At 65.0% G+C, this 22,304-nt stretch carries 23 protein-coding genes and 2 tRNA genes; 11 read left to right on the forward strand and 14 right to left on the reverse strand.

The genetic code is table 11. The annotated features are described in order from the left end of the window. Position 1: 1 nt before the first annotated feature. On the forward strand, positions 2–1,405 hold the full coding sequence (locus IB235_RS04495) for an aminotransferase class V-fold PLP-dependent enzyme (RefSeq protein WP_192335812.1): 1,404 nt from the start codon (positions 2–4) through the stop codon (positions 1,403–1,405). On the opposite strand, the gene IB235_RS04500 is transcribed toward IB235_RS04495, so the two are convergent. Beyond that, positions 1,383–2,081, reverse strand: coding sequence for a YafY family protein (locus IB235_RS04500; protein WP_155038388.1), 699 nt, complete (start codon positions 2,079–2,081; stop codon positions 1,383–1,385). The two genes, IB235_RS04495 and IB235_RS04500, sit on opposite strands and share 23 nt — an antisense overlap. A gap of 61 nt (positions 2,082–2,142) precedes the next feature. Between IB235_RS04500 and IB235_RS04505 the strand changes: the two genes are divergently transcribed. Next, on the forward strand, positions 2,143–2,736 hold the full coding sequence (locus tag IB235_RS04505; RefSeq protein ID WP_192335813.1) for a glutathione S-transferase family protein: 594 nt from the start codon (positions 2,143–2,145) through the stop codon (positions 2,734–2,736). On the opposite strand, the gene IB235_RS04510 is transcribed toward IB235_RS04505, so the two are convergent. The 3 genes from IB235_RS04510 to IB235_RS04520 form a co-directional block, all read right to left on the reverse strand. Next, entirely contained in the window at positions 2,691–3,614 is a 924-nt protein-coding gene (locus IB235_RS04510) for a DMT family transporter (protein WP_192335814.1), read from the reverse strand. The two genes, IB235_RS04505 and IB235_RS04510, sit on opposite strands and share 46 nt — an antisense overlap. 155 nt (positions 3,615–3,769) lie before the next feature. Continuing rightward, positions 3,770–4,069, reverse strand: a complete 300-nt coding sequence (locus IB235_RS04515) for an HU family DNA-binding protein (protein WP_155038391.1) — start codon at positions 4,067–4,069, stop codon at positions 3,770–3,772. A 154-nt stretch (positions 4,070–4,223) separates the two neighbouring features. Beyond that, a complete protein-coding gene (locus tag IB235_RS04520) occupies positions 4,224–5,708 on the reverse strand; it encodes an AMP nucleosidase (RefSeq protein ID WP_370576823.1) in 1,485 nt (494 codons plus the stop codon). A 95-nt stretch (positions 5,709–5,803) separates the two neighbouring features. On the opposite strand from IB235_RS04520, the gene IB235_RS04525 reads away from it, so the two are divergent. Beyond that, positions 5,804–6,790: an LLM class flavin-dependent oxidoreductase gene (locus tag IB235_RS04525; RefSeq protein ID WP_192335815.1), complete on the forward strand. Its 987-nt coding sequence runs from the start codon at positions 5,804–5,806 to the stop codon at positions 6,788–6,790. Next, the gene (locus IB235_RS04530; protein WP_192335816.1) at positions 6,787–7,641 is read left to right on the forward strand and encodes an SDR family oxidoreductase; all 855 of its coding nucleotides are present in this window, start codon (positions 6,787–6,789) and stop codon (positions 7,639–7,641) included. The genes IB235_RS04525 and IB235_RS04530 overlap by 4 nt, the downstream gene beginning before the upstream one ends. A gap of 3 nt (positions 7,642–7,644) precedes the next feature. Here the strand turns inward: IB235_RS04530 and IB235_RS04535 are convergent, their stop codons facing one another. The 7 genes from IB235_RS04535 to dapF form a co-directional block, all read right to left on the reverse strand. After that, positions 7,645–8,415 carry a COG3650 family protein gene (locus IB235_RS04535; RefSeq protein WP_225612037.1) on the reverse strand — a complete coding sequence of 257 codons (771 nt, stop codon included), beginning with the start codon at positions 8,413–8,415 and terminating at the stop codon, positions 7,645–7,647. A 72-nt stretch (positions 8,416–8,487) separates the two neighbouring features. Beyond that, entirely contained in the window at positions 8,488–10,419 is a 1,932-nt protein-coding gene (gene dxs / locus IB235_RS04540) for a 1-deoxy-D-xylulose-5-phosphate synthase (RefSeq protein ID WP_192335817.1), read from the reverse strand. 23 nt (positions 10,420–10,442) lie between these two features. Beyond that, positions 10,443–11,306 carry a polyprenyl synthetase family protein gene (locus IB235_RS04545; protein WP_192335818.1) on the reverse strand — a complete coding sequence of 288 codons (864 nt, stop codon included), beginning with the start codon at positions 11,304–11,306 and terminating at the stop codon, positions 10,443–10,445. Further along, complete coding sequence (locus tag IB235_RS04550; protein WP_155038396.1) at positions 11,306–11,542, reverse strand: exodeoxyribonuclease VII small subunit; 237 nt, start codon at positions 11,540–11,542, stop codon at positions 11,306–11,308. The genes IB235_RS04545 and IB235_RS04550 overlap by 1 nt, the downstream gene beginning before the upstream one ends. Further along, on the reverse strand, positions 11,539–12,456 hold the full coding sequence (locus IB235_RS04555) for a histone deacetylase family protein (protein ID WP_192335922.1): 918 nt from the start codon (positions 12,454–12,456) through the stop codon (positions 11,539–11,541). The genes IB235_RS04550 and IB235_RS04555 overlap by 4 nt, the downstream gene beginning before the upstream one ends. A 135-nt stretch (positions 12,457–12,591) precedes the next feature. Then, positions 12,592–13,857, reverse strand: coding sequence for a tRNA (N(6)-L-threonylcarbamoyladenosine(37)-C(2))-methylthiotransferase MtaB (gene mtaB / locus IB235_RS04560; protein WP_192335819.1), 1,266 nt, complete (start codon positions 13,855–13,857; stop codon positions 12,592–12,594). After that, positions 13,854–14,681 carry a diaminopimelate epimerase gene (gene dapF / locus IB235_RS04565; RefSeq protein ID WP_192335820.1) on the reverse strand — a complete coding sequence of 276 codons (828 nt, stop codon included), beginning with the start codon at positions 14,679–14,681 and terminating at the stop codon, positions 13,854–13,856. Before dapF ends, mtaB begins: the two co-directional genes overlap by 4 nt. Positions 14,682–14,779: 98 nt before the next feature. On the opposite strand from dapF, the gene IB235_RS04570 reads away from it, so the two are divergent. Next, positions 14,780–14,855 (forward strand) — tRNA-Lys (locus IB235_RS04570). Positions 14,856–15,054: 199 nt separating this feature from the next. Next, positions 15,055–15,130 (forward strand) — tRNA-Lys (locus IB235_RS04575). Between the two features lie 67 nt (positions 15,131–15,197). On the opposite strand, the gene IB235_RS04580 is transcribed toward IB235_RS04575, so the two are convergent. Together IB235_RS04580 and IB235_RS04585 are read right to left on the reverse strand one after the other, a co-directional pair. Continuing rightward, positions 15,198–16,250 carry a glycosyltransferase family 61 protein gene (locus tag IB235_RS04580; protein WP_192335821.1) on the reverse strand — a complete coding sequence of 351 codons (1,053 nt, stop codon included), beginning with the start codon at positions 16,248–16,250 and terminating at the stop codon, positions 15,198–15,200. A gap of 31 nt (positions 16,251–16,281) precedes the next feature. Next, positions 16,282–16,596 carry an antibiotic biosynthesis monooxygenase gene (locus tag IB235_RS04585; RefSeq protein ID WP_155038400.1) on the reverse strand — a complete coding sequence of 105 codons (315 nt, stop codon included), beginning with the start codon at positions 16,594–16,596 and terminating at the stop codon, positions 16,282–16,284. A gap of 179 nt (positions 16,597–16,775) precedes the next feature. Here IB235_RS04585 and IB235_RS04590 point away from each other — a divergent pair, with 179 nt between their 5' ends. The 5 genes from IB235_RS04590 to IB235_RS04610 all read left to right on the forward strand — a co-directional run bounded on the left by IB235_RS04590 (position 16,776) and on the right by IB235_RS04610 (position 20,910). Continuing rightward, positions 16,776–17,354 (forward strand): DUF1269 domain-containing protein, encoded by a 579-nt coding sequence (locus IB235_RS04590; RefSeq protein ID WP_155038401.1) that lies wholly within the window; start codon positions 16,776–16,778, stop codon positions 17,352–17,354. A gap of 64 nt (positions 17,355–17,418) precedes the next feature. Next, the gene (gene mtgA / locus IB235_RS04595) at positions 17,419–18,171 is read left to right on the forward strand and encodes a monofunctional biosynthetic peptidoglycan transglycosylase (RefSeq protein ID WP_225612038.1); all 753 of its coding nucleotides are present in this window, start codon (positions 17,419–17,421) and stop codon (positions 18,169–18,171) included. A 78-nt stretch (positions 18,172–18,249) separates the two neighbouring features. Then, complete coding sequence (locus IB235_RS04600; protein ID WP_155038402.1) at positions 18,250–18,939, forward strand: glutathione S-transferase family protein; 690 nt, start codon at positions 18,250–18,252, stop codon at positions 18,937–18,939. Continuing rightward, complete coding sequence (gene queG / locus IB235_RS04605; RefSeq protein WP_192335822.1) at positions 18,920–19,963, forward strand: tRNA epoxyqueuosine(34) reductase QueG; 1,044 nt, start codon at positions 18,920–18,922, stop codon at positions 19,961–19,963. Before IB235_RS04600 ends, queG begins: the two co-directional genes overlap by 20 nt. Next, complete coding sequence (locus IB235_RS04610) at positions 19,960–20,910, forward strand: DMT family transporter (RefSeq protein ID WP_192335823.1); 951 nt, start codon at positions 19,960–19,962, stop codon at positions 20,908–20,910. The genes queG and IB235_RS04610 overlap by 4 nt, the downstream gene beginning before the upstream one ends. Here the strand turns inward: IB235_RS04610 and IB235_RS04615 are convergent, their stop codons facing one another. After that, entirely contained in the window at positions 20,911–22,302 is a 1,392-nt protein-coding gene (locus tag IB235_RS04615) for a hypothetical protein (RefSeq protein ID WP_192335824.1), read from the reverse strand. It lies immediately after the preceding gene. Between the last annotated feature and the right edge of the window lie 2 nt (positions 22,303–22,304).

Below are 22,304 nucleotides of genomic sequence, written 5' to 3' on the forward strand. Positions count from 1 at the left end.
CATGCCCCCCTTTGACAGCTATCTTGCCCAGTTGGGCGATACCCCCCTGCACACGATCCATGACGGGTTGATCGGCCGCGATGCGGTGATCGACGGGCCTTTCGGCCCCCGTCCGCTGATCTATGCCGATTACATTGCCTCGGGGCGGGCACTGCGCTCGATAGAACAATGGGTGATGGAAAACGTCCTGCCTTGGTATGCCAACAGCCATACCGAGGCCAGCCATTGCGGCGGCACCATGACGCGCCTGCGGCGCGCGGGCCGCGCGGCAATTGCGGAATGCGTCGGCGCGGGACCCGAACATGCGGTGATCTTCACCGGCTCGGGGGCGACGCAGGGCATCAACCGGCTGGTGCATCTGTTGGGTGCTGGCCCCGGCACCACGGTGCTGATCGGCCCCTATGAGCATCACTCGAACATCCTGCCCTGGCGCGAAAGCGGGGCGCGGGTCGTGGACATCCCCGAAGCCGTGACGGGCGGCCCCGATCTGGACGCCCTGCGCGCCGCATTGGCAGCAGCGGAAGGCCCGGTCATCGGCGCGTTCTCGGCGGCCTCGAATGTCACCGGCACGCTGACCGATGTCGCGCAGGTCACGGCGCTGCTGAAGGCTGCGGGCGCGCGGGTGGTCTGGGATTATGCGGGCGGTGCGCCGTATCTGCCGATCGACATGGGTCTGGGGATGGATGCTGTGGTCGCCTCGCCGCACAAGTTCATCGGCGGACCGGGGGCCTCGGGCGTGCTGGTGGTGCGCCGCGATGCAGTGACGGCCAGTCGCCCGACCCTGCCCGGCGGGGGCACGGTGCGTTTCGTCTCGCCCGAGGGGCATGATTATTCGACCTCGCTTGAGGCGCGCGAGGAAGGCGGGACGCCCAACGTCGTTGGCGACATTCGCGCGGCGCTGGTTTTCCTGACCAAGGCGGCGGTCGGGCAGGATGCCATCGACACCCGCAATGCTGAATGGCTGGCTCTGGGGCTGAAACGGCTGGGGTCGCATCCGCGCATTCAGTTGCTGGGTAATCTGGACGCGCCGCGCCTGCCTTTCTTCAGCTTCCGTGTTCGCGACGGGCAAGGCGGCTTTGTCCATCAACAACTGGCGACGCGGATGCTGTCGGACCTGCACGGCGTGCAGGCGCGTGGCGGTTGTGCCTGCGCCGGGCCTTATGTCCATCACCTGCTGGGCCTTTCGCGCGCCGAATCCGACCGGATGCGCGCCGCGATCCTTGCGGGCGAGGAGATCGAGAAGCCGGGCTTTGTCCGCCTGAACCTTTGCTGGGCCGCACCCCGCGCCGAGGTGGACGCGATTCTGGACGCGGTCTGCAACCTTGCCGATCACGCACAGGAATATCTGCGGCATTACCGCTGCGACCGCTCGACGGCGATCTTTACCCCGCTGGCGGCCGAGTAGCCCTGCTGCCGACATAGTCACGCAACAGCGCGACCCGACGCGGGCGAAAGCTGGTCGGGCCGCGCTCCATCCGTGTGATGCGGGGAACGTGAAACACGCGGAAATCCTCGCGCAGACGGCAATGGGCCAGCAGCATCATGCTGTTGTCGCTGTAGCTCAGGCCCAGAGGCCAGATCTCGCGTTGGCTGGGCTGGTCGTTCAGGTCCAGATAGTCGATCAGCAGACTGCGTTCCTCCCATAGCGACTGGCGCAGCAGGTCCATGTCGACCGAGGGCGCGGGCCGGGTGGCGGCGGGCCGGAACAGGCGCATGGTCGCATGCATGGCGTGACGGCCCTGCGATTCCGGCAGGGTGGCAATGATCCGGGCCAGCGCGTCCTCTCCGGCGCGGGCCAGCGCGTCATCGGCCAAAGCCCGCAGGCCGGAGACGGCCAGCAGCAGCGCCTCGATTTCCAGCCGCGAGAAGCTTTGTGGCGGAAGCGCCGGGTCCTCGGTCAGGGAATAGCCCAGACCCGCCTCGCCATCGATGAGGGCGCCCCCGGCGCGCAAGGTGGCGATGTCGCGATAAAGCTGGCGGGGCGACACCCCGGTTTCGTCCGCCAGACGCGCGGCGGTGACGGGCGCGGGCAGACGGCGCAGCGCATCCATCAGTCGCATCAACCGGTCGGTACGGGACATACTGTCACCTTCTGTCAGCAGGGATGGCGCATCCTGCCCGCATCCACAACAGGAGGCCAGCATGCTGACCCTATTCCATTCGCCGAAAAGCCGCTCGACCAGCATCCTTTCCCTGCTGATCGAACTCGACGCGCTTGATGAGGTCGAGATCCGTCATGTCACCATTCCGCGTCAGGACGGCTCGGGCGGGCGCGATCCCGCCAACCCCCACCCCGAGGGCAAGGTGCCCTATCTGGTGAACGGCCATGACCATATCCGCGAACGCGGCGCGATCATGCTGTATCTGACCGACCTGTTCCCCGAGGGGCGCATGGGCCCTCTGCCCGGCGATCCGAAGCGCGGCGAATATCTGAGTTGGCTGTTCTGGTATCAGGGCGTGGTCGAACCGGTCGCGGTTCTGGAGTTCACCGGGCTGAAACACCCGGCGCTGGACGCCACCTTCCGCGATTACGCCACCATGCTGGCGCGGCTGGACGAGGTGCTGACACGGCAACCCTGGTTGCTGGGCGACAGCTTCTCGGCGGCGGATCTGCTGGTGGCGGGGCCGTTCATCTATTTCGGCGACGTGATGAAAAGCACCCCCGCCGTCGCGGAATGGGCAGGTCGGGTTCAGTCGCGCCCGTCGATGGCGCGGACGGCGGAACTGGACGGCTGAGGCGGCGCGGCGGCGGGCAGCCGGGCCAGCTGCACCATCAGGATGCCCGCCGCCACCACGCCCGCGCCGATCACGTCCGAGGCGCCGAACCGTTCGCCCAGCAGTGCTGCGGCAATGGCCACGCCGAAGATCGGCGACAGGAAGTGAAAGGTCGCGGCCCGGACCGCACCGACGCGGCCGACCAGCAGGAACCAGATCCATGTCGCGCCGATTCCCGGCGCCAGCACCGTGTAAAGGAAGGACCACAGCAGGCGGCCGCTCCATTCGACGGGGCGGCCCCATTCCATGATCGCGGCGGGAATGGCCAGCGTGACCGCGCCAACCGCCATCTGCATGGCGACGATGGTCATCATGTTGGGACTGCCGCCGACGCCACGCGCGGCCAGCGTTGCCACCGCCAGCGCCACCACCGCGATCAGGCACAGGATCATGCCCGGCACGTCCAGACCGTGCTTCAGCCGCACGCCCATGATCACACAGACCCCGATGACGCCCAGTACCAGCCCCGCCACTGCCATCGGCCGCAATTTCTCGCGGTAAAGCAGCCAGCCAAGGAACGCCACGACCAGCGGCATCATCGAGGCGATGATGGCGGCGGCCGAGGCCTCGACATGCTGCATCGCGATCCAGTTCAGACCCAGATACAGCGCGTTCTGGCAGATGCCAAAGATGATGACGGTGCGCCATTCGGCCCGGCTAAGGCGCAGGCTTTGCCCCATCGCCAGTGCCAGCGGAATGGCGATGACCGCTGACAGCGCAAAACGGATGACCAGTGCGGTCAGGGGCGGCGCGGCGGTGACGATGATCCGCGTCGTGGTGAATGCCGAGGCCCAGAACAGCGCGAACCCGACCCCCATCGTAATTGCCCGCAAATCCATGTCCTGCCGCCCTCGCGTCAATCCGTCACAGCCGGGCTACCATACGAGCGCGCGTGCGCAAGGCAAAACCCGCGGACCGGCGGAACCCCGCATGCATGCGCATGAAAAGGGGCCGCGCAGATCTGCACGGCCCCGAATTTGTGATCTGCCAAGGATCAGGCGTTGACGCTGTCCTTCAGCGCTTTCGCGATGGTGATCTTGACCACCTTGTCGGCGGGCTTGGTCATCATTTCCTGGGTCTGCGGATTGCGGACCTGACGCTCGGGGCGGGCGCGGCAGGCGACTTTGCCGATGCCCGGCAGGGTCAGAGCGCCGCCATCGGCGACGGTCTTGGCGACAACGGCCGAAAGCGCGTCCAGCGCAGCGGTAGCGGTCTTCTTGTCGCTGCCCATTTCTTCGGCCAGCGTGGCGACCAGCTGGGTCTTGGTCATCGGTTTGGAAGCGGCCTGAGCCATTAGTCTGTCTCCTCGTTGTTTCCCATTCGGGAAATTTTCGGACGCCACCTTGGCGGCATGCGCGTCGCTACACAAGCTTTTTGAGAAGGGTGCAAGCCATTTTTGGCGGATTATCCCCAGCAAACGCTGCGAAACAAGCCGCCATGCAGGCCCGTTACAGGAACGCCGTCTCGTTGAATGAGCGCAACTTGCGCGAATGTATCCGATCAAGCGGAGTCGCGCGCAGCTTCTCCATTGCACGAATTCCGATCATCAAATGATTGGCAACTTGCGTGCGATAGAAATCCGTGGCCATGCCGGGCAGCTTCAGCTCTCCGTGCAGGGGCTTGTCGGAAACGCACAGCAAGGTGCCGTAGGGCACGCGGAAGCGGAAACCATTCGCGGCGATGGTCGCGCTTTCCATGTCCAGCGCCACTGCCCGCGATTGCGACAGGCGCTGCACCGGGCCGGACTGGTCGCGCAATTCCCAGTTGCGGTTGTCGATGGTGGCGACGGTGCCGGTGCGCATGATGCCCTTCAGCTCATAGCCTTCCAGCTGCGTGACCTCGGCCACGGCGTCCTGCAACGCCACCTGCACCTCGGCCAAGGCCGGGATCGGCACCCAGACCGGCAGGTCGTCGTCCAGCACGTGATCCTCGCGCAGATAGGCATGGGCCAGCACGAAATCGCCCAGGGACTGGCTGTTGCGCAGCCCGGCGCAATGGCCGACCATCAGCCAGGCATGCGGGCGCAGCACCGCGATATGGTCCGTGGCCGTCTTGGCGTTCGAGGGCCCCACCCCGATGTTCACCAGCGTGATTCCATCACCATCCGGGCGCTTCAGGTGATAGGCGGGCATCTGCGGCGTCTTGGCACCGGTGACCAGCAGATCCTCGGGGCGTTCGAGGATCTGGTTCCCGGGGGCGACGAATTCGGTATAGCCCGAATCCGGATCGCCAAGGGCGCGGCGGGCGAAGGCCTCGAATTCATCGACGTAGAACTGGTAGTTGGTGAACAGCACGAAATTCTGGAAATGCTCGGGCAGGGTCGCGGTGTAATGCGACAGCCGCGCCAGCGAGTAATCCACGCGCTGCGCGGTAAAGGGCGCCAGCGGATGGCTGCCATCCGGGTTCGGCCCGGCGGTGCCGTTCACGATGTCGTCGTTCATCGTGTTCAGGTCGGGCACGTCGAAAACATCGCGCAGCGGGAAGGACAGAACGCCCTCCTGCGGCACATTCAGCGTGCTTTGCGTCGCCACCGCGAAATGCACCGGCATCGGTGTGTCGCTGTCGCCCACGGCAACCGCGACCCCGTGATTCTTCATCAGCAGGGCGATCTGTTCGGTCAGATAGCCGCGGAACAGATCGGGCCGCGTCACCGTCGTCGAATAGCTGCCCGGCAGCGCGACATGACCAAAGGACAGGCGCGAGTCGGTCTTGGCATGGCTCGACACGATCATCCGCAATTCCGGATAAAAGGCGCGGTAGCGGGCCTGCGGCTGCGTGCCCTCAAGCGTGGCCATGAAACGGTCCAGCAGGAAATGCGAGGCACGCTCATAAAGCTTGATCAGATGGGCAACGGCGGCGTCGGGGTCGTCGAAATAGACCATTCCTGCCACTTCGGGGGTCTCGACCGGCAATTGCCGATGGTCGGTCATCATGCGCGCTGCTCCTTTTTCCGGAACTGTGCCAGCCGCCATCGGCACTGGCAAGCGGGCTGAGGCGCGCCTATCTGACATGCAAAGGAGTGATCCCGATGCAATTTTCCATTCTTGATCTGGCCGTCGTGGCCGAGGGCTCGGATGCCCGTCAGGCCATCGCCAATTCCGTGGCGCTGGCGCAGGCCGCCGAGGACTGGGGCTATCACCGCTTCTGGCTGGCCGAGCATCACAATATGCCCGGCATCGCCAGCGCGGCGACCTCGGTGCTGATCAACCATGTCGCCGGTCAGACCCGGACAATCCGGGTCGGCGCGGGTGGCGTCATGCTGCCCAATCACGCGCCTCTGGCCATTGCCGAACAGTTCGGGACGCTGGCCACCATCCATGGCGACCGCATCGATCTGGGGCTAGGCCGCGCGCCGGGCGGCGATGGCGCGGTGATGCATGCGCTTCGCCGCAGCATGTCGCGCAACGAGGACTTCCCGAACGACGTGGTCGAGCTGCTGCGCTATCTGGGCCCCGAGCAGCCGCAGGCCCGCGTTGCCGCCCATCCCGGTCAGGGCACAAATGTTCCGGTGTGGATTCTGGGCTCGTCGCTTTATGGTGCCAGTCTGGCGGCGGCGCTGGGTCTGCCCTATGCCTTTGCCAGCCATTTCGCGCCCGGCGATCTGGATCAGGCCGTGCAACTTTACCGCGAACGCTTCGAGCAGACGCCCTTTGGCGAGCGTCCGCGCTTCATGCTGGCGGTGAACGTGATCGTGGCCGATACCGATGCGCAGGCGCAGCGGTTGCGCACCAGCCAGATGATCAGCTTTGCCCGGCTGCGGCTGGGCACTCCGGGACTGCTGCCTCCGCCGGTCGATGACATCTCGCAGGAGGTTCCGGCGGCGGTGCTGCCCTCGGTTCAGCAGGCGTTGTCGGTCAGCGCTGTCGGTGCACCCGCGACCGTCGCCGCGCAGTTGGACGGTTTGATCGCCCGCTACCGCCCGGATGAGCTGATCCTTGTCGGCAATATTTACGACCAGCAGGCCCGCCACCGCTCGTTTGAAATGGCCGCCGAGATCCTGCGGGGCCGGGCATGAGGATGCTGGTCCTTGGCCATGGCTATTCCGCTGGCTTCCTGACGCCGCTCTTGCGGGCCGAGGGCTGGGAGGTGACCGGCACGACCCGCAGCGCCCCCGAACGCGTGGCGGCGACCGGGGCCGAGCCGCTGCTATGGCCGGGCGATGTGCCCGCGATCCGCGAGCGCATCGCACAGGCCGATGCCATCCTGATCTCGGCCGGACCGGAAGCGGGCAGCGACCCTGCCCTGGCCGAGTTCGCCGACGATATCGCCCGCGCCCAGCCGCGCTGGCTGGGTTATCTGTCGACGACCGGGGTTTACGGGGATCACGCTGGTGGCTGGGTCGATGAGACGACGCCCCTGACCCCTTCGACCCGTCGCGGGGTCGAGCGGGTGGCAGCCGAGCAGGGCTGGCAGGAACTGGCTGCGGCCAGCGGCCTGCCCCTGCATATCTTTCGCCTTGCCGGGATCTATGGGCCGGGGCGCGGCCCCTTCGCCAAGGTCCGGGCGGGCACGGCGCGGCGCATCGTGAAGCCGGGGCAGGTGTTTTCCCGCATCCATGCCGAGGATATCGCGCAGGTGCTGTTGGCCTCGATCAAGGCCCCGCGCGCGGGCGGGATCTATAACCTGTGCGACGATGACCCTGCCCCACCCGAGGAAGTCATCGCCCATGCCGCCACCCTGCTGGGCCTTCCCCTGCCACCGGCCGAGGATTTCGCCACCGCCGAGATGACGCCGATGGCCCGGTCTTTCTATGCCGAAAGCAAGCGCGTCTCGAACCGCCGCATCAAGGAGGAGCTGGGCATTACCCTGATCCACCCCGATTACCGCAGCGGATTGGCGGCGCTGCTGGCCGCCCCTGACGACTGACGATCAGCGCGCGATCGAGCAGCAGCCGGTCAGCATCCGCGACGGCATGTCCTGACCGTCAAGGATGACCGACACCGCCAGTGCAAAGTCACGATCCGACATCCCGTCGCTGCATTGCGCCGGGCGCATGAAGGCGGTGACCCGGCCCTTGCCGTCGCCGGCGATCAGGCCGCGGGTCGGTTCGCCCTCGATGCCGCGATCCATAACCTTGCGCAGTTCCAGCTGGCGCTCGGGTTGGTCGGGTTCGGAAAAGACCAGCCCGGATTTCACGGCTTTCAGTGACCAGAACGGTTCGGTCCCGCTGCAATGCAGGCTTTGCGGCAGCGAGGCGGGCTGCCAGATGCCCGGTTCCAGTTTCAGGAAGCGCAGGGCAACCCAGCCGGTCTGTTCGCCGACATTGACCTTGCCCCACTTGCCCTCGCGGTCGCGGGCCAGCAGCTCGATCCCCTTGGCGGTGGCGGGCAGCGTCGCGATGACCTTGCCCTGCCCGTCCGGCGTCTCGCGCACGTTCAGCGTGTCCCATGTCTCGACCACGGTAACGTCGTAGAGATTGGGCAGATATTCCGGCGGCTTGGCCTGCGCGGCCTGTGCCGGGGCCGGGGCCGGGGCAGCTGGAGCCGCTGCCGGAGCGGGCGCGGCCGGCTTGGCAGCCTCGGCTGCCGGGGCGGGTGCAGCTGCCGGGGCCGATTTCGGCGCGGCAGCGGCGGGGGCCTCCTGCGCGTTGAGCGCCAGCGGCAGGGTCAGCGCAAGTCCGGTCATAAGGATACGCAGCATCGAGGGATCTTTCCTGTCAGTCGGTCCGTGCGCTTTCGCCACGGTTAGAGAATATGTTTCAGCCGGACCGGGTCACGCCCGCCGTTCGGCGATCTGGGCGATGCCCAGCACTTCCAGCACCTTGGCCTTGATGTCGGGGGCGGACATGCGCGCCTCGCGGTACATGGCTTCGGGGCTGGCATGGTCGATGAAGGTGTCGGGCAGGACCATCTGGCGGAAGCGCAGCCCGTCATCAAAGACGCCCTCATCCGACAGAAGCTGCGCGACCAGACTGCCGAAGCCGCCGACCGAGCCTTCCTCGATGGTGATCAGTGCCTCATGCGTGGCCGCAAGGCGCAGGATCAATTCGCGGTCGAGAGGTTTGGCAAAGCGCGCATCGACCACGGTCGGCTGGATGCCAAGCGCCACCAGCTCCTCGCGGGCGCGCATGACCTCGGCCAGACGGGTGCCGAAGGACAGGATGGCGACGCGCTTGCCTTCGCAGATGACGCGGCCCTTGCCGATTTCCAGCGGGGTGCCGCGTTCCGGCATCTCGACGCCCATGCCCTCGCCGCGCGGATAGCGGAAGGCAATGGGGCCGTCATTATGGGCAGCGGCGGTGGCGACCATATGGACCAGCTCGGCCTCATCGGCGGCGGCCATGACGACCATGCCGGGCAAGTTCGCCATGAAGGCGATGTCATAGGCCCCGGCATGGGTCGCACCGTCGGCACCAACCAGCCCGGCGCGGTCGATGGCAAAGCGCACCGGCAGGCGCTGGATCGCCACGTCATGCACGACCTGATCATAGCCGCGCTGCAGGAAGGTCGAGTAAAGCGCACAGAAGGGCTTCATGCCCCCCGCCGCCAGCCCCGCCGCATAGGTCACGGCATGCTGTTCCGCGATGCCCACGTCGAAGCAGCGGCGTGGGAAGCGTTCCGCGAACAGGTTCAGCCCGGTCCCGTCCGGCATGGCGGCGGTCACGGCCACGATCTTGTCATCGCGCGACGCCTGATCGACCAGCGCCCGGGCAAAGACCGAGGTGTAGCTGGGCGCGTTGGATTTCGCCTTGGCCTGCGTGCCGGTCGCCACGTCGAATTTCGCGGTCGCGTGGCCCTTGTCGGCGGCGCGTTCGGCCGGGGCATAGCCCTTGCCCTTTTTCGTCACCGCATGGATCAGCACCGGGCCGGTCGCGCGCTCGCGCAGGGTGCGCAGCAGCGGCAGAAGCTGGGTCAGGTCATGGCCGTCGACCGGGCCGACATAGGAAAAGCCCAGTTCCTCGAACAGGGTGCCGCCGATGGTCATACCCTTGAGCATTTCCTTGGCACGGCGCGCACCCTCTTGCAGGGTCGGCGGCAGGAAGCCCACCGCGCCCTTGGCCATGGCCTTGAGATCCTGCAGTGGACGTTCGGCATAAAGCCGGGTCAGATAGCGCGACAGTGCCCCGGTCGGCGGCGCAATCGACATTTCATTGTCGTTCAGCACTACGAACAGGCGCTTGCCCAGATCGCCCGCATTATTCATCGCCTCAAAGGCCATGCCGGCGGTCATCGCGCCATCGCCGATCACCGCGATCGCATCGCCCGGATCGCCGCCCAATTCGCGCGCCATCGCAAAACCCAGCGCCGCGCTGATCGAGGTCGAGCTGTGCCCGGCCCCGAACGGGTCATAGGGGCTTTCGGAACGCTTGGTGAAGCCCGACAGCCCGCCTTCGGTGCGCAGGGTGCGGATGCGGTCGCGACGCCCGGTCAGGATCTTGTGCGGGTAGCATTGATGGCCCACGTCCCAGATGATCTTGTCGCGGGGCGTCTCGAACACGGCATGCAGCGCCACGGTCAGTTCAACGACGCCCAGCCCCGCGCCCAGATGGCCGCCGGTGCAGGACACGGCGCTGATCGTTTCGGCGCGCAGTTCGTCGGCCAGCTGGATCAGCTCTCGGTCGGTCAGCGCCTTCATGTCCGAGGGCAGGCTGACACGGTCAAGCACCGGCGTCGCGGGGCGGTCGGGTTGGTCGGTCTGGCTCATGGCTGACCCTTTCGTCTGGAATTTCAGGCGTCGCGTTCGATGATAAACCGCGCAAGTTGGCGCAGGTTTCCGGCATCGTCGCCATAGGGTTCAAGTGCGGCCTCGGCGGCACGGACCAGTTTGCGCGCCTTATCCTGCGCGCCGTCAAGGCCCAGCAGCGAAACAAAGGTCGCCTTGCCCGCGGCATCGTCCTTGTTCAGGCGTTTTCCGGTCTCAGCCTCATTGCCGGTCACGTCCAGAATGTCGTCCTGAATCTGGAAGGCGAGGCCGATATTGCGGGCATATTCGGTCAGGGCAGCGGTGTCCTCACCCGCCATGATCGCGCCTGCGGTGGCCGAGAACACTATCAGCGCGCCGGTCTTGGCGCCTTGCAGCCGCTTGATGGCGATGATGTCCAGCGGCTGGATCGCGGTTTCGGCGGCGATGTCCAGTGCCTGACCCCAGACCATGCCGCGCGCACCAACAGCCTCGGCAAAGGCGCGGATCAGCGACAGGCGGGTTTCCGGGCCACCGATCTGGGCTTCGGTCAGCAGACCGAAGGCCAGCGTCTGCAGCGCGTCGCCGGCCAGAATGGCGGTCGCTTCGGACCATTGGATATGGCAGGTCGGCAGGCCGCGGCGCAGGTCGTCGTCATCCATCGACGGCAGATCGTCATGGACAAGGCTATAGGCGTGCAGCGCCTCGACAGCGGCGGCGACGGGCAGGGATTCGCGGTCGGACAGGCCGAAAAGCCGCGCCGATTCCATGACCAGAAAGGCGCGCAGCCGCTTGCCGCCGATACAGGCATAGCGCATCGCGTCGGAAAGCTCGCCCGGCGGCAGATGCGCCATGGCCTCATCAAGCGCGGTCTGGACCTGCGCCTTCACATCCTCAAGGCGGGCTTGCATCACAGCCCCTCGACGGGGACCGTGCCGGTCGGCTGGCCATTGGCGGCAAGGGTGATTTTCTCGACCCGTTCCTCGGCAGCGCGCAGGACCTTGTCGCAATGGGCGCGCAGCGCCGCACCGCGTTCGTAAAGTGCGATCGATTCCTCAAGCGTGGCCTCACCATGCTCAAGCTTGCCGACGGTCGCCTCAAGCTCGCGCATGGCTTCCTCGAAGGACATGTTTTCGATCCCGGTCATGCGGCCGTCTCCCTCAGAACTTGGACATGGACGCGCGCCGAGCGGCCCAAAGCGGCCAGATCATAACCGCCTTCGAGGACCGATACCACCGGGGCCGAACATGCAGCCGCCGCGTCGCAGATCATCCGCGTAATTGCGCCGAAATCGCCCTCGTCCCAGGCCAGCGAGGCCAGCGGATCATCGACATGCGCGTCGAACCCGGCCGAGACCAGAACCAGCTGCGGCTGCCAGTCGACGACACGCGCGCAGATTGCCGCCCAAGCGTCGCGGGCCGGGCCGCCATCGGTGCCAGAATGCAGGGGGACATTCATGATCTGGTCATGGGCGCCGCGTTCGCTGGCCGCGCCGGTCCCGGGATACAGCGGATACTGATGGGTCGAGGCGAAAAAGGCACGCGGTTCATTCCACAGCAGATCCTGCGTACCATTGCCGTGATGGACATCGAAATCCAGCACTGCCACCCGGTCCAGACCGTGGTGATCCAGCGCCCGCATCGCGCCGATGGCGATCGAGTTGAAGATGCAGAACCCCATGGGACGGGCGCGTTCGGTATGATGCCCCGGCGGGCGCATGGCGACAAAGGCATTGCGTCCCTGCCCCGCCAGCACCGCATCCACCGCCGCGCAGACGCCGCCAACCGCATGGCGCGCGGCGATCAGGCTGCCCGGCGACAGGTAGGTATCGGCATCAAGCATGGTCCAGCCTTCGGACGGGACCTTGCGTCGCACCATCGACAGATAGGCCAGCGGATGACAGCGCAGGATGTCGTCATCCGTGGCATCGGGGGCGTCGCGGCGGTCAAGCTCCAGATCGGCCAAGGCTTTTTCCACGGCGTCAAGCCTTGCCACCTGTTCGGGGTGGCTGGGTGGCGTAACATGCCGAAATCCCGACGGATGTGTGTAAAGAAGCGTCATCCGCAAAGAATTATTGGCCATGCTGCCATGCAGCAAGAAATTGTTCACCTACCTGTCGAAATGGATGGGTGTGGCGCAATTTCGCGTGGCATATCGGCCATTCGCGGCCGGGGACATGCGCCCCGGCAGCAGGATTCAGGCGATCAGCCGTTGCCCGTCATGGCCGATGATCGCGACTTCGATCAGCGAGCCTTCGGGCATGTCGCGGTCGAAGGAGACTTCGGTGAAGTGCTCGGTCCGGGCCAGACGCGGGCCTTCGGTCAGGACCAGACGGGTCTGGCCGATCTGTGCCTGCAGATGGCTGGACAATGCCGCATCACCCTTGGCGCGCAGACGGGCCGCACGTTCCTTGATCGCGGGACCGGCGACACGCGGCATCCGCGCGGCGGGCGTGCCCTTGCGCGCGGAATAGGGAAAGACATGCAGGAAGGTCAGGCCGCAATCATCGACCAGCTTCAGGCTGTTCTCGAACATTTCCTCGGTTTCGGTCGGGAAACCGGCAATGATATCGGCACCAAAGACGATGCCGGGACGCAGCTTGCGCGCATCCTCGCAGAAGCGGATGGCGTCGTCGCGCAGGTGGCGGCGCTTCATCCGTTTCAGGATCATGTCGTCGCCCGCCTGCAAGGACAGATGCAGATGCGGCATCAAGCGGGGTTCGCTGGCGATGGCCAGCATCAGATTCTCATCGGCCTCGATCGAATCGATCGAACTGATGCGCAGGCGCGGCAGATCGGGAACCAGCCGCAGAATGCGCATGACCAGATCGCCCAGTTTCGGCTGGCCCGGCAGGTCGGCACCCCATGAGGTCAGATCGACCCCGGTCAGCACGACTTCGTTGAAGCCGCGATCGCGCAGACGCTTGATCTGGTCGACGACGACGCCCGCAGGGACCGAGCGCGAATTGCCACGGCCGTAAGGAATGATGCAGAAGGTGCAGCGGTGGTCGCAGCCGTTCTGGACCTGCACATAGGCACGATGGCGGCCGAAACCGTCGATCAGATGGCCCGCGGTTTCCTTGACCGACATGATGTCATCGACCTGCACCTTTTCGGTCTGGCCGATCAGGTCGGGGGCCTGAATGCTGGTCCAGGTCGCGGGCTGCATTTTTTCATGGTTGCCGATCACGCGCGAGACTTCGGGCATCGCGGCGAAAGTCTCGGGTTCGGTCTGGGCCGCGCAGCCGGTGACAATCACCGGCGCGCCGGGATTTTCGCGCGACAGGCGGCGGATTTCCTGCCGGGCTTTGCGGACGGCCTCGGCGGTGACGGCGCAGGTGTTCACGATCACCGCGCCTTTCAGCCCCGCCGCATCGGCCATTTCGCGCATGGCCTCGGTCTCATAGGCGTTCAGCCGACAGCCAAGTGTCGCAAAGACCGGAGTGTTCGCCTGATCCTTCATCCGCGCCACACCCCGTCAAAGACATGCGCGGTCGGGCCGGTCATCCAGACCCCGTCCTCGCGCCAGTCGATTTCCAGCACGCCGCCGGGCACGTTCACCTTGACCCGGCGACCCGTCAGCCCGCGCCGTGCCGCGGCGACAACTGCCGCGCAGGAACACGACCCCGAGGCCCAGGTGATCCCGGTCCCGCGTTCCCAGATGCGCAGGATGATCTCGTCCTTCGAGACGACCTGCACGATTTCCACATTGGTGCGCTGCGGATAAAGCGGGTGATTCTCGTGGATGGGGCCGAAATGCTCCAGATGGATGCCGGAGACGTCGGGGACAAAGAAGGTCATGTGCGGATTGCCCATGCCGGTCGCGACCGGATCGCCGTCGATCGGCAGATGCAGCGTGTCGATATCCTGCGCCAAGGGGATGCGGTCCCAGTCCAGCACCGGCGGCCCCATGTTCACGCGGGTCAGGCCGTTTCCGGCATCCTCGGCCATCAGGACCGCATGATCAGTGGCCAGACGCAGCGTTTTCGCGCCTGATTCGTCCAGCAAATGACGCGCGATGCAGCGCGTGGCATTGCCGCAGGCGGCCGAAATCGAGCCATCAGCATTATAGAAGACCAGCCGCGCATCGACCTGATCCGAGGGCAGGATGACGGCCAATTGGTCGAATCCGACGCCGAAATGCCGGTCGGCCATGGCCGCGATCACGGCACTGCCCGGCCCACCGCCGGTCTTGCGACCGTCGATGACCACGAAATCATTGCCAAGCCCATGCATCTTCATGAAGGGCCAGGGCGCGTGCCTGTCCAGGTTTTGCTGCTGTTCCATGATCGCTCACATACGCTGGCCCGAATGTTTTTTCCAGAGGTCGTGATTTTCCGCTTGACCACAACAGTCGCCGCCCCTAGTTAGCCGCCCTGTGCAGTGGGCCCGTAGCTCAGTTGGTAGAGCAACTGACTTTTAATCAGTGGGTCACAGGTTCGAATCCTGTCGGGCTCACCACTTTTTCCCTTGAAATCAAATCAATGGACAGCGTGGCGAGAATTTGCCCCACGCGACATCTCGCACAATTCCAACTTATATTTTCCGTTCCACCGGGCATTTTGAACAATTTGCGGCCATTCGCATTTTTCCTGTTCATCCGGGCATTTCGTGGGTTGACCCCGTCCGCCACCACCCCTAGTTAGCCGCCAAGTGCAGTGGGCCCGTAGCTCAGTTGGTAGAGCAACTGACTTTTAATCAGTGGGTCACAGGTTCGAATCCTGTCGGGCTCACCACTTTTTCCAGAATATCGCCAGATACCGGAAAGAGTGGTCGCAACCACGCACATACTTTCCAGACATGTCAGTCAAACAGGTCCAGCGTCGCCGCAAGGTCGCGCCAGTTCAGCGTGAAGACCGTGTCATTCCCCTCGGCCACCAGCAGGCCGAAACGCTGATCAAGCCGATCGGTCAGGCCCTTCAGCGTCGCCGCCACCCGATCAGGCGGCTGGATCGGCAGAATGGCGGCGTTTTGGGGGGCGGCGATGATGCCATGGACCAGTTGGCTGCCCTCGACCCCGACAATGGCGCGCGCTGCGCTACAGGCCTCGATCAGCTCATCGGCAGTCGCAGCTAGCGGGTCGATCACCAGAAAGCCACGCTCGGCCGCCAGCCTTTCGGCCAGCTCGCGTTCATTGCGCAGCAACCGCAGATCACCCGCCGTCCCGCGCAGCAGGAACACGCCCGGCACTGGCTTGGGATCGCGCCCAGCCAGCAGCTTTTCGCGCATCTGATGCTGCCTGCGGCGCTTGTCGGCATTGTTCGACATGTCACCGAACAGGATCAGCTCGTCGAAATGCACGTCGCCCGCAATCCGCTGAGGCGCGATTCCCATGATCTGCTCATAGCGCGCGGCATGACTGCCCGGCTTGGGCTGAGCCGCCGTGGTCATCGCCATGTGCCGACGCGAGGCCAGCAGCCAGGCCGCCGGACCCTCCATCAGCCAGCTTCCGAACCAGCGATTCGTGGTCCATGTCTCATAAAGCGCGCCGCTGACCGCCTGTTGCGGGCGCAGGGCCAACCCGTAGCGGCGCTGGCGATTGCGCAGATGCAGTTCGGCCCCGTCGCCGTAAAGCACGCCGTCGATCAGATCGACATTGCGGAAACGCCAGCCCGTGGTCGCGCCCTCGCGCATCTCACCGTCGCGGGTCAGGGCACTGACCGTCTCGGCCAGATTGGCGAAAACGCTGGCGCGCACCCGCTCAAGCTGACCGGGCAAATGCAGCGCCGGGCGCACGCGGCGGATATCCGAGGGAGCCTCGGTCCAGCTTTCCACCGCACCGGCCATGAAGTCCGGCTCGGGTCGGCCAAGCAGCCTGCGGAACCGGGCGTTGTAGGGGCGAAGAGGGTTCGGCATCGGCCTGTCGCTTTGTCCCGTCCTGCGCGGCTCAGACGCTTTCGCGCACGGGCCGTTCGACCATGACGGGCTGGTAGAAGCGCTTGCTGCGCGGCCCGTCGGAAAGCGGCGCGATCAGTTCGACGCACCTGCGGTAATGTTCGGTGGCGCGGTGGGCTTCCAGCGCGGCCTCGTCCTGAAAGACTTCGTAGATGGAAAAGCTGTTCTCATCCTCGGGATCGCAGAGCACGTCGAAACGGATATTGCCGGGTTCGCGCAGCGACCCTTCCCAGTTCAGCCGGAACGCATCCAGAAAGGCCTGCCTTTTCCCCGGAAGGACTTGGATATGGACAAGCTGGACAAGCATCCGGGTACTCCGCCGCGCTGTTGACTGTCTTACTGCTTTGCATTTGGCATCAAGCGGGTGGCGGGTGACAACCCCGATTTACAGCCAAGTCGATCTTTCATGCGATGCGTCGGGAACGCGGTGCCGGGATGGGACGTTCTGGGCTGGGACGCGCCCTCCAAATCGAAAGGATTTCCCGCATGTCCGACCTGCTTGTCATTGCCTTCGACGATGAAACCACCGGCTTCGATCTGCGCAGCGAACTGGTGAAGATGCAAAAGGAATACCTGATCCAGCTTGAGGATGCCGTGGTCGTGACCCGGCCCACCGCCGATAACGTGCAACTGCATCAGGCCGTGAACCTGACCGCCGCGGGCGCGCTTGGCGGCGGGTTCTGGGGCACGCTGGTCGGGCTGATCCTGCTGAACCCGCTGATCGGTGCGGCGGTCGGCGCGGCCTCGGGCGCAATCGCGGGGAAATTCACCGATATCGGCATCAATGACGACTTCATGCGCGATCTGGGCAAGTCGATCCCGCCGGGAGGCTCGGCGGTGTTCATTCTTGTGCGCAAGATGACCGCGGACAAGGTGCTGGCGCGGCTTGAGGCCTTCAACAAGCGTGGCCGGGTGATGCAGACCTCGCTCTCGGAAGAGACCGAGGAGAAGCTGCGCGAGGCCTTTGCCGGTGGCAAGCTGGGCAGCGCCTTGGGCGCCCCCGAGGCCGATCCGCCGGCAGTCCCGAAAGTCCCCGCCGACACCACGGCAGCCCCCGAAAGCTAAGCCGGCCCTGCGCGACATGCGCAAAAGCTTGACGCAAACGGCATTGGCGTGACAGGACGCGCCAATGCCCCGCAAGAACAGCCCCATGGAATCCGAGGCTATCGCCTCGCCGCTACCGCCCCGAACAGGTCGGCGCTGGCAGCCGATGCGCCGCGCGGCGTTGTGGACTTGGGGCTGGGCGCGCTGGTTGGGACTGCGGCTGCTGGCGCTGATGTTCGTGCTGGTCTTCATCTTTTCGTTCATCAACCCGCCGACCAGCTGGACGATCATTGCGGGCATGCGCGAACATCCGGGCACGCCGCACGAATGGACGGCGCTGGACGATATCTCGCCCGCGATGGTGCGCGCGGTGGTCGCGGCCGAGGATGCCAATTTCTGCGCCCATTGGGGCTTCGACATGAGCGAGATCCGCAAGGTCGTTGCTTCGGGTTCCAGTCGCGGGGCCTCGACCATCTCGCAGCAGACGGCCAAGAACGTCTTTCTGTGGCAGGGCCGCAGCTGGCCCCGCAAGGTACTGGAAACGCTGTATACCCCGATGATCGAGATGCTGTGGTCCAAGCGCCGCATCGTCGAGGTTTATCTGAACCTTGCCGAATTCGGCCCCGGCGTCTTCGGCGTCCATGCTGCCGCCGCGCATTACTTCAAGACCACGCCCGACAAGCTGACGGGAAGGCAGGCGGCGGGTCTGGCCTCGATCCTGCCTGCTCCGAAATCGCGCAAGCCGCAGGGCGGCACGGCCCGCGCGCGGGCAATTGCCGATGGGGCCGCCACCATCCGCGCGGATGGGCGCGATTCCTGCCTGCTGCTTGATCGCTGACCCCATCGCGGTTGAAACCTCGATAGGCGAAGCGTATCAGGAAGATAGTCCGCGAACGACCTCCGGTGTTTTCCCTCTATGAATACTTCCTCGCCCAACTCCACGATCAGGCTGTATCACATCGCCCTGTCGCCCTATTGCCGCAAGGTGCGTCTGGTCCTGGCCGAAAAACGCATCGAGGTCGAACTGGTCGAGGACCGCTTCTGGGAACCCGGCTCCGAGATCCTGCGCCGCAACCCGGCGGGCAAGCTGCCGGTGCTGCGCATGGACGGCCGCTTGCTGGCCGAAAGTCAGGCCATTTGCGAATATCTGGATGAGCGCTATCCCAGCCCGGCACTGATGCCCGCCTCGGCCATCGACCGCTACGAGGTGCGCCGCCTGTGTTCGTGGTTCGACGACAAGTTCGCCAATGAATGCACCCGCCCGGTCATGAACGAACGCGTGTGGAAAAAGGTCATGCGCCTGGGCTACCCGGATTCGCGCACTGTCAAGGCGGGGCTGTCCTCGATCCGCTATCACATGGATTACATGAAATCCCTGCTGGAGCATCGCCGCTGGCTGGCGGGCGACGTGATGACGCTGGCCGATTTCGCCGCCGCGGCGCATCTGTCCTGTCTGGATTACATCTCGGACGTGGACTGGACCCATTCCTCGGAAGTGCAGGAATGGTACGCCAAGATCAAATCGCGCCCGGCTTTCCGTAGCCTTCTGGCCGATCACCTGCCGGGGGTTCACCCGGCGCCGCATTATGCGCTCCTGGATTTCTGATCCCGTCGAAATTCGTTCCGCGCTTGAGGAACAGTCACGGGCCGAGGGTTTCTCGGCCCTTGGCATTTGCGCGCCTGACGCCAACCCGCATCTGCCCGAAAGGCTGGCCGAGTTTCTGGCCAAGGAACGCCACGGCCAGATGGAATGGATGGCCGAGCGCACCCATTGGCGCGCCGCCCCCGACGTGCTGTGGCCCGAGGCGCGTTCGGTCATCATGCTGGCCGAACTTTACACACCCGAGCATGACCCGTCCGAGATCATCCAGCATCCCGACCGGGGTGCGGTCAGCGTCTATGCGCAGGGCAAGGATTACCACGATCTGGTCAAGAAGCGCCTGAAGCGCCTTGGCGGCTGGCTGGTCCAGAAGACCGGCTGCGAGATCAAGGTCTTTGTCGACACCGCCCCGGTGATGGAAAAGCCGCTGGCACAGGCGGCGGGTCTGGGCTGGCAGGGCAAGCACACGAACCTGCTGTCACGCGATCTGGGCAGCTGGTTCTTTCTGGGCGCGATCTTCACCACGCTGGACCTGCCCAAGGACGCGCCTGAACGGGAACGCTGCGGGTCTTGCCGGTCCTGCCTTGATGCCTGCCCGACCGGGGCCTTCCCCGCGCCCTATCAGCTGGATGCGCGGCGCTGCATTTCCTACCTGACCATCGAACATAAAGGCCCGGTCGATCCCGAATTGCGGCCCATGCTGGGCAATCGCATCTATGGCTGCGACGATTGCCTTGCCGCATGCCCGTGGAACAAGTTCGCCCAAGCCGCGACCGAGCTGCGCTATCACGGCCCGCATGGCGGCCCGGCGCTGGCCGAGCTGGTGGTGCTGGACGATGCCGCCTTCCGCGAGCGCTTCTCGGGCAGCCCGATCAAGCGGATCGGGCGCGACCGGATGGTCAGGAATGTGCTTTACGCGATCGGCAATTCGGGGCTTGCACATCTGCGCCCACTGGCCGAAGCCTTGGCGGATGATCCCGATCCAGCCGTCGCCGATGCGGCGCGATGGGCCTGCCAAAGATTGCCATGATCCACACGATTCATACGCCTCAAAGTCCTTTGCGCGGAATACTTTTGAAATGCATCAGCGTGGTGGTGTTCACCATCATGGCCTCGCTGATCAAGGCGACTTCGGAGGGGGGCTTGGGCGTCCCACCGGGACAGCAGGTCTTCTTCCGCTCGCTTTTCGCGATTCCGGTCATCCTGATCTGGCTGGTCTGGCGGCGAGAGCTGCATGTCGGGCTGAAAACCTTCCGTCCAATGGGGCATTTCTATCGTGGGCTGGTCGGCACCATGGCGATGGGATTGGGCTTCTGGGCACTGTCCCTGCTGCCCTTCCCCGAAGTCACGGCCCTCGGCTATGCCGCACCCCTGCTGACCGTGATCTTTGCCGCGATGTTTCTGGGCGAGGAGGTGCGGCTGTTTCGCATGAGCATGGTAGTCATGGGCCTGCTGGGCGTGGTCATCGTGCTGTCGCCGCGCTTCACCGACACCGCCGAGATGGAACTGCGTCAAAGCCTTGGCGCGGTGGTTACCCTGACCGGCGCGGCCTGTACGGCGATGGCAATGATCTTTGTGCGCAAGCTGGTGCAAGAGGAACGCACCTCGGCCATCGTCTTCTGGTTCTCGGTCACCTCGACGCTGCTCAGCCTGCTGACGCTGCCTTTCGGCTGGGTCATGCCCAGCCCCGGCACGCTGGCCTTGCTGATCACCATCGGATTGCTGGGCGGGCTGGGGCAGATCCTGCTGACCTCGGCCTATCGCTTTGCCGATGCCTCGCTGGTCGCGCCTTTTGAGTATGCCTCGATGCTGCTGGCGCTGCTGATCGGCTGGTTCGTCTTTGACGAGGCCCCCACCGTCGTCATGCTGATCGGCGCGGCGCTGGTGATCAGCGCCGGTATCCTGATCATCTGGCGCGAGCACCAGCTGGGGCTGGAGCGCAACCGCCAGCGCAAGGCGATGACGCCGCAGGGCTGATCAGGGCTGACCCGCAAAGCCAAAGGCGATGTAGTCGCGCAGATAGGCTTTCTTCGCCGCTGCGCGCAGGGGCTGGTCCTTGAGGAAGGCCGGGAATTTCTCGTCCTTCAGCCCGTCAGGCGCGGACGCACCGACGCTGTGCGCCAGAAAGCCCAGATCGCGGTCCAGATCGGCTTCGCGCAGGACCATGTCGGGCGCGCCAAAACGCGCGAAACCGGCCAGAATCTCGGACTGGCTGGCCCATTGCGGATAGGTCTGCAGTGAGGTCTGGCCGTTCAGATTACGGCGCAGGAAGTCCAGAAACGCCTCGAACAGCTCGGCCTTGCGGCCCTCGTCCAGCGTGGCCAATTCCCCGTCCGCGGGCAGGGCCACGCGATGGGTCTGGCGCATCAAATCGCGCAGCTCGGCATTCCCGCCCGAGATCAGCGCCGAAAACGCGGCCCATGCCCGGCGCAGCGGATGGCGCAGCACGGTAAAGCTACGATGCCCGACATGGTCGCGCTTCCAGTGCCGCAGGCTGTTCTGGTTGAAATCGCCGGTGACCGCGCCCAACCCCTCAAGCCACCCGGTCACCGCATCCGAGGGACCGCCCTTGATCGGCATGAAGATCAGCCCCTTGCCCGCATCCGAGGCGACAAAGGACGGGACCGCGGCCCCGCGTCTGGGTTCGAAATTCGGGATCTTGCGCAGCATGAACGGATCGAACTTCGCCAAAGCCGCCTGCATCTCGTCGAAATTCGAGACCTTCTCGGCCAGTTCGCGCGGGTTTTGCGGCACCAGATCGCTGGCCGGATCGACTTTCTTCAGATCGGTGCGGCCCAGCCAGTGCAGCAGGCCGGTCATCACCTCGGCGTCGCGCAGATCCTCATAGCCCAGCCAGAAGCCCGACTGGCCGGAAGTCTGCAACCGGTGCTGCACCTTCAGCTGGAATTCCTCGACCTCGGAGACGACCTGTGTGAATTCGCCGGTGTCGAAACGGACGGTGGTCTGGATCGGTTTCTCGGTCTCGTTCAGCTTCCACTGGTTGGTGGCACGCGCCAGCCCGGTCGAGATGAAGCTTTCGACCGGGTTGCGGGTCAGCACGATCTTGGCGCAGGCGCGGTCATCCATGATCGCGTCAAAGACGCGCGGGTCATGATCGTGGAAATAGCGAAAACCCGGCAGGTGGTTCGGCTTGTCAAAGATCGCGGCCAACAGGCGATGCGGGTTTTCGTCCCGCTCGGCCATGGTGATGCCCTTCATCTCGGCCTTGTCGGGCCAGCCCATCATATAGGGGTTGAAGGCCTCACCATGACAGGTAACGCGCTTGATCGCGTTCAGCGTTCCCTCAAGCAGGTTTGAACCCGTCCGCATCTCGGCGAAAATCACGAAGCGCTGAAATGCCTGGGTCATTG

It is taken from the genome of Paracoccus sp. PAR01, from assembly GCF_014851995.1.
GTDB lineage: Bacteria > Pseudomonadota > Alphaproteobacteria > Rhodobacterales > Rhodobacteraceae > Paracoccus > Paracoccus litorisediminis.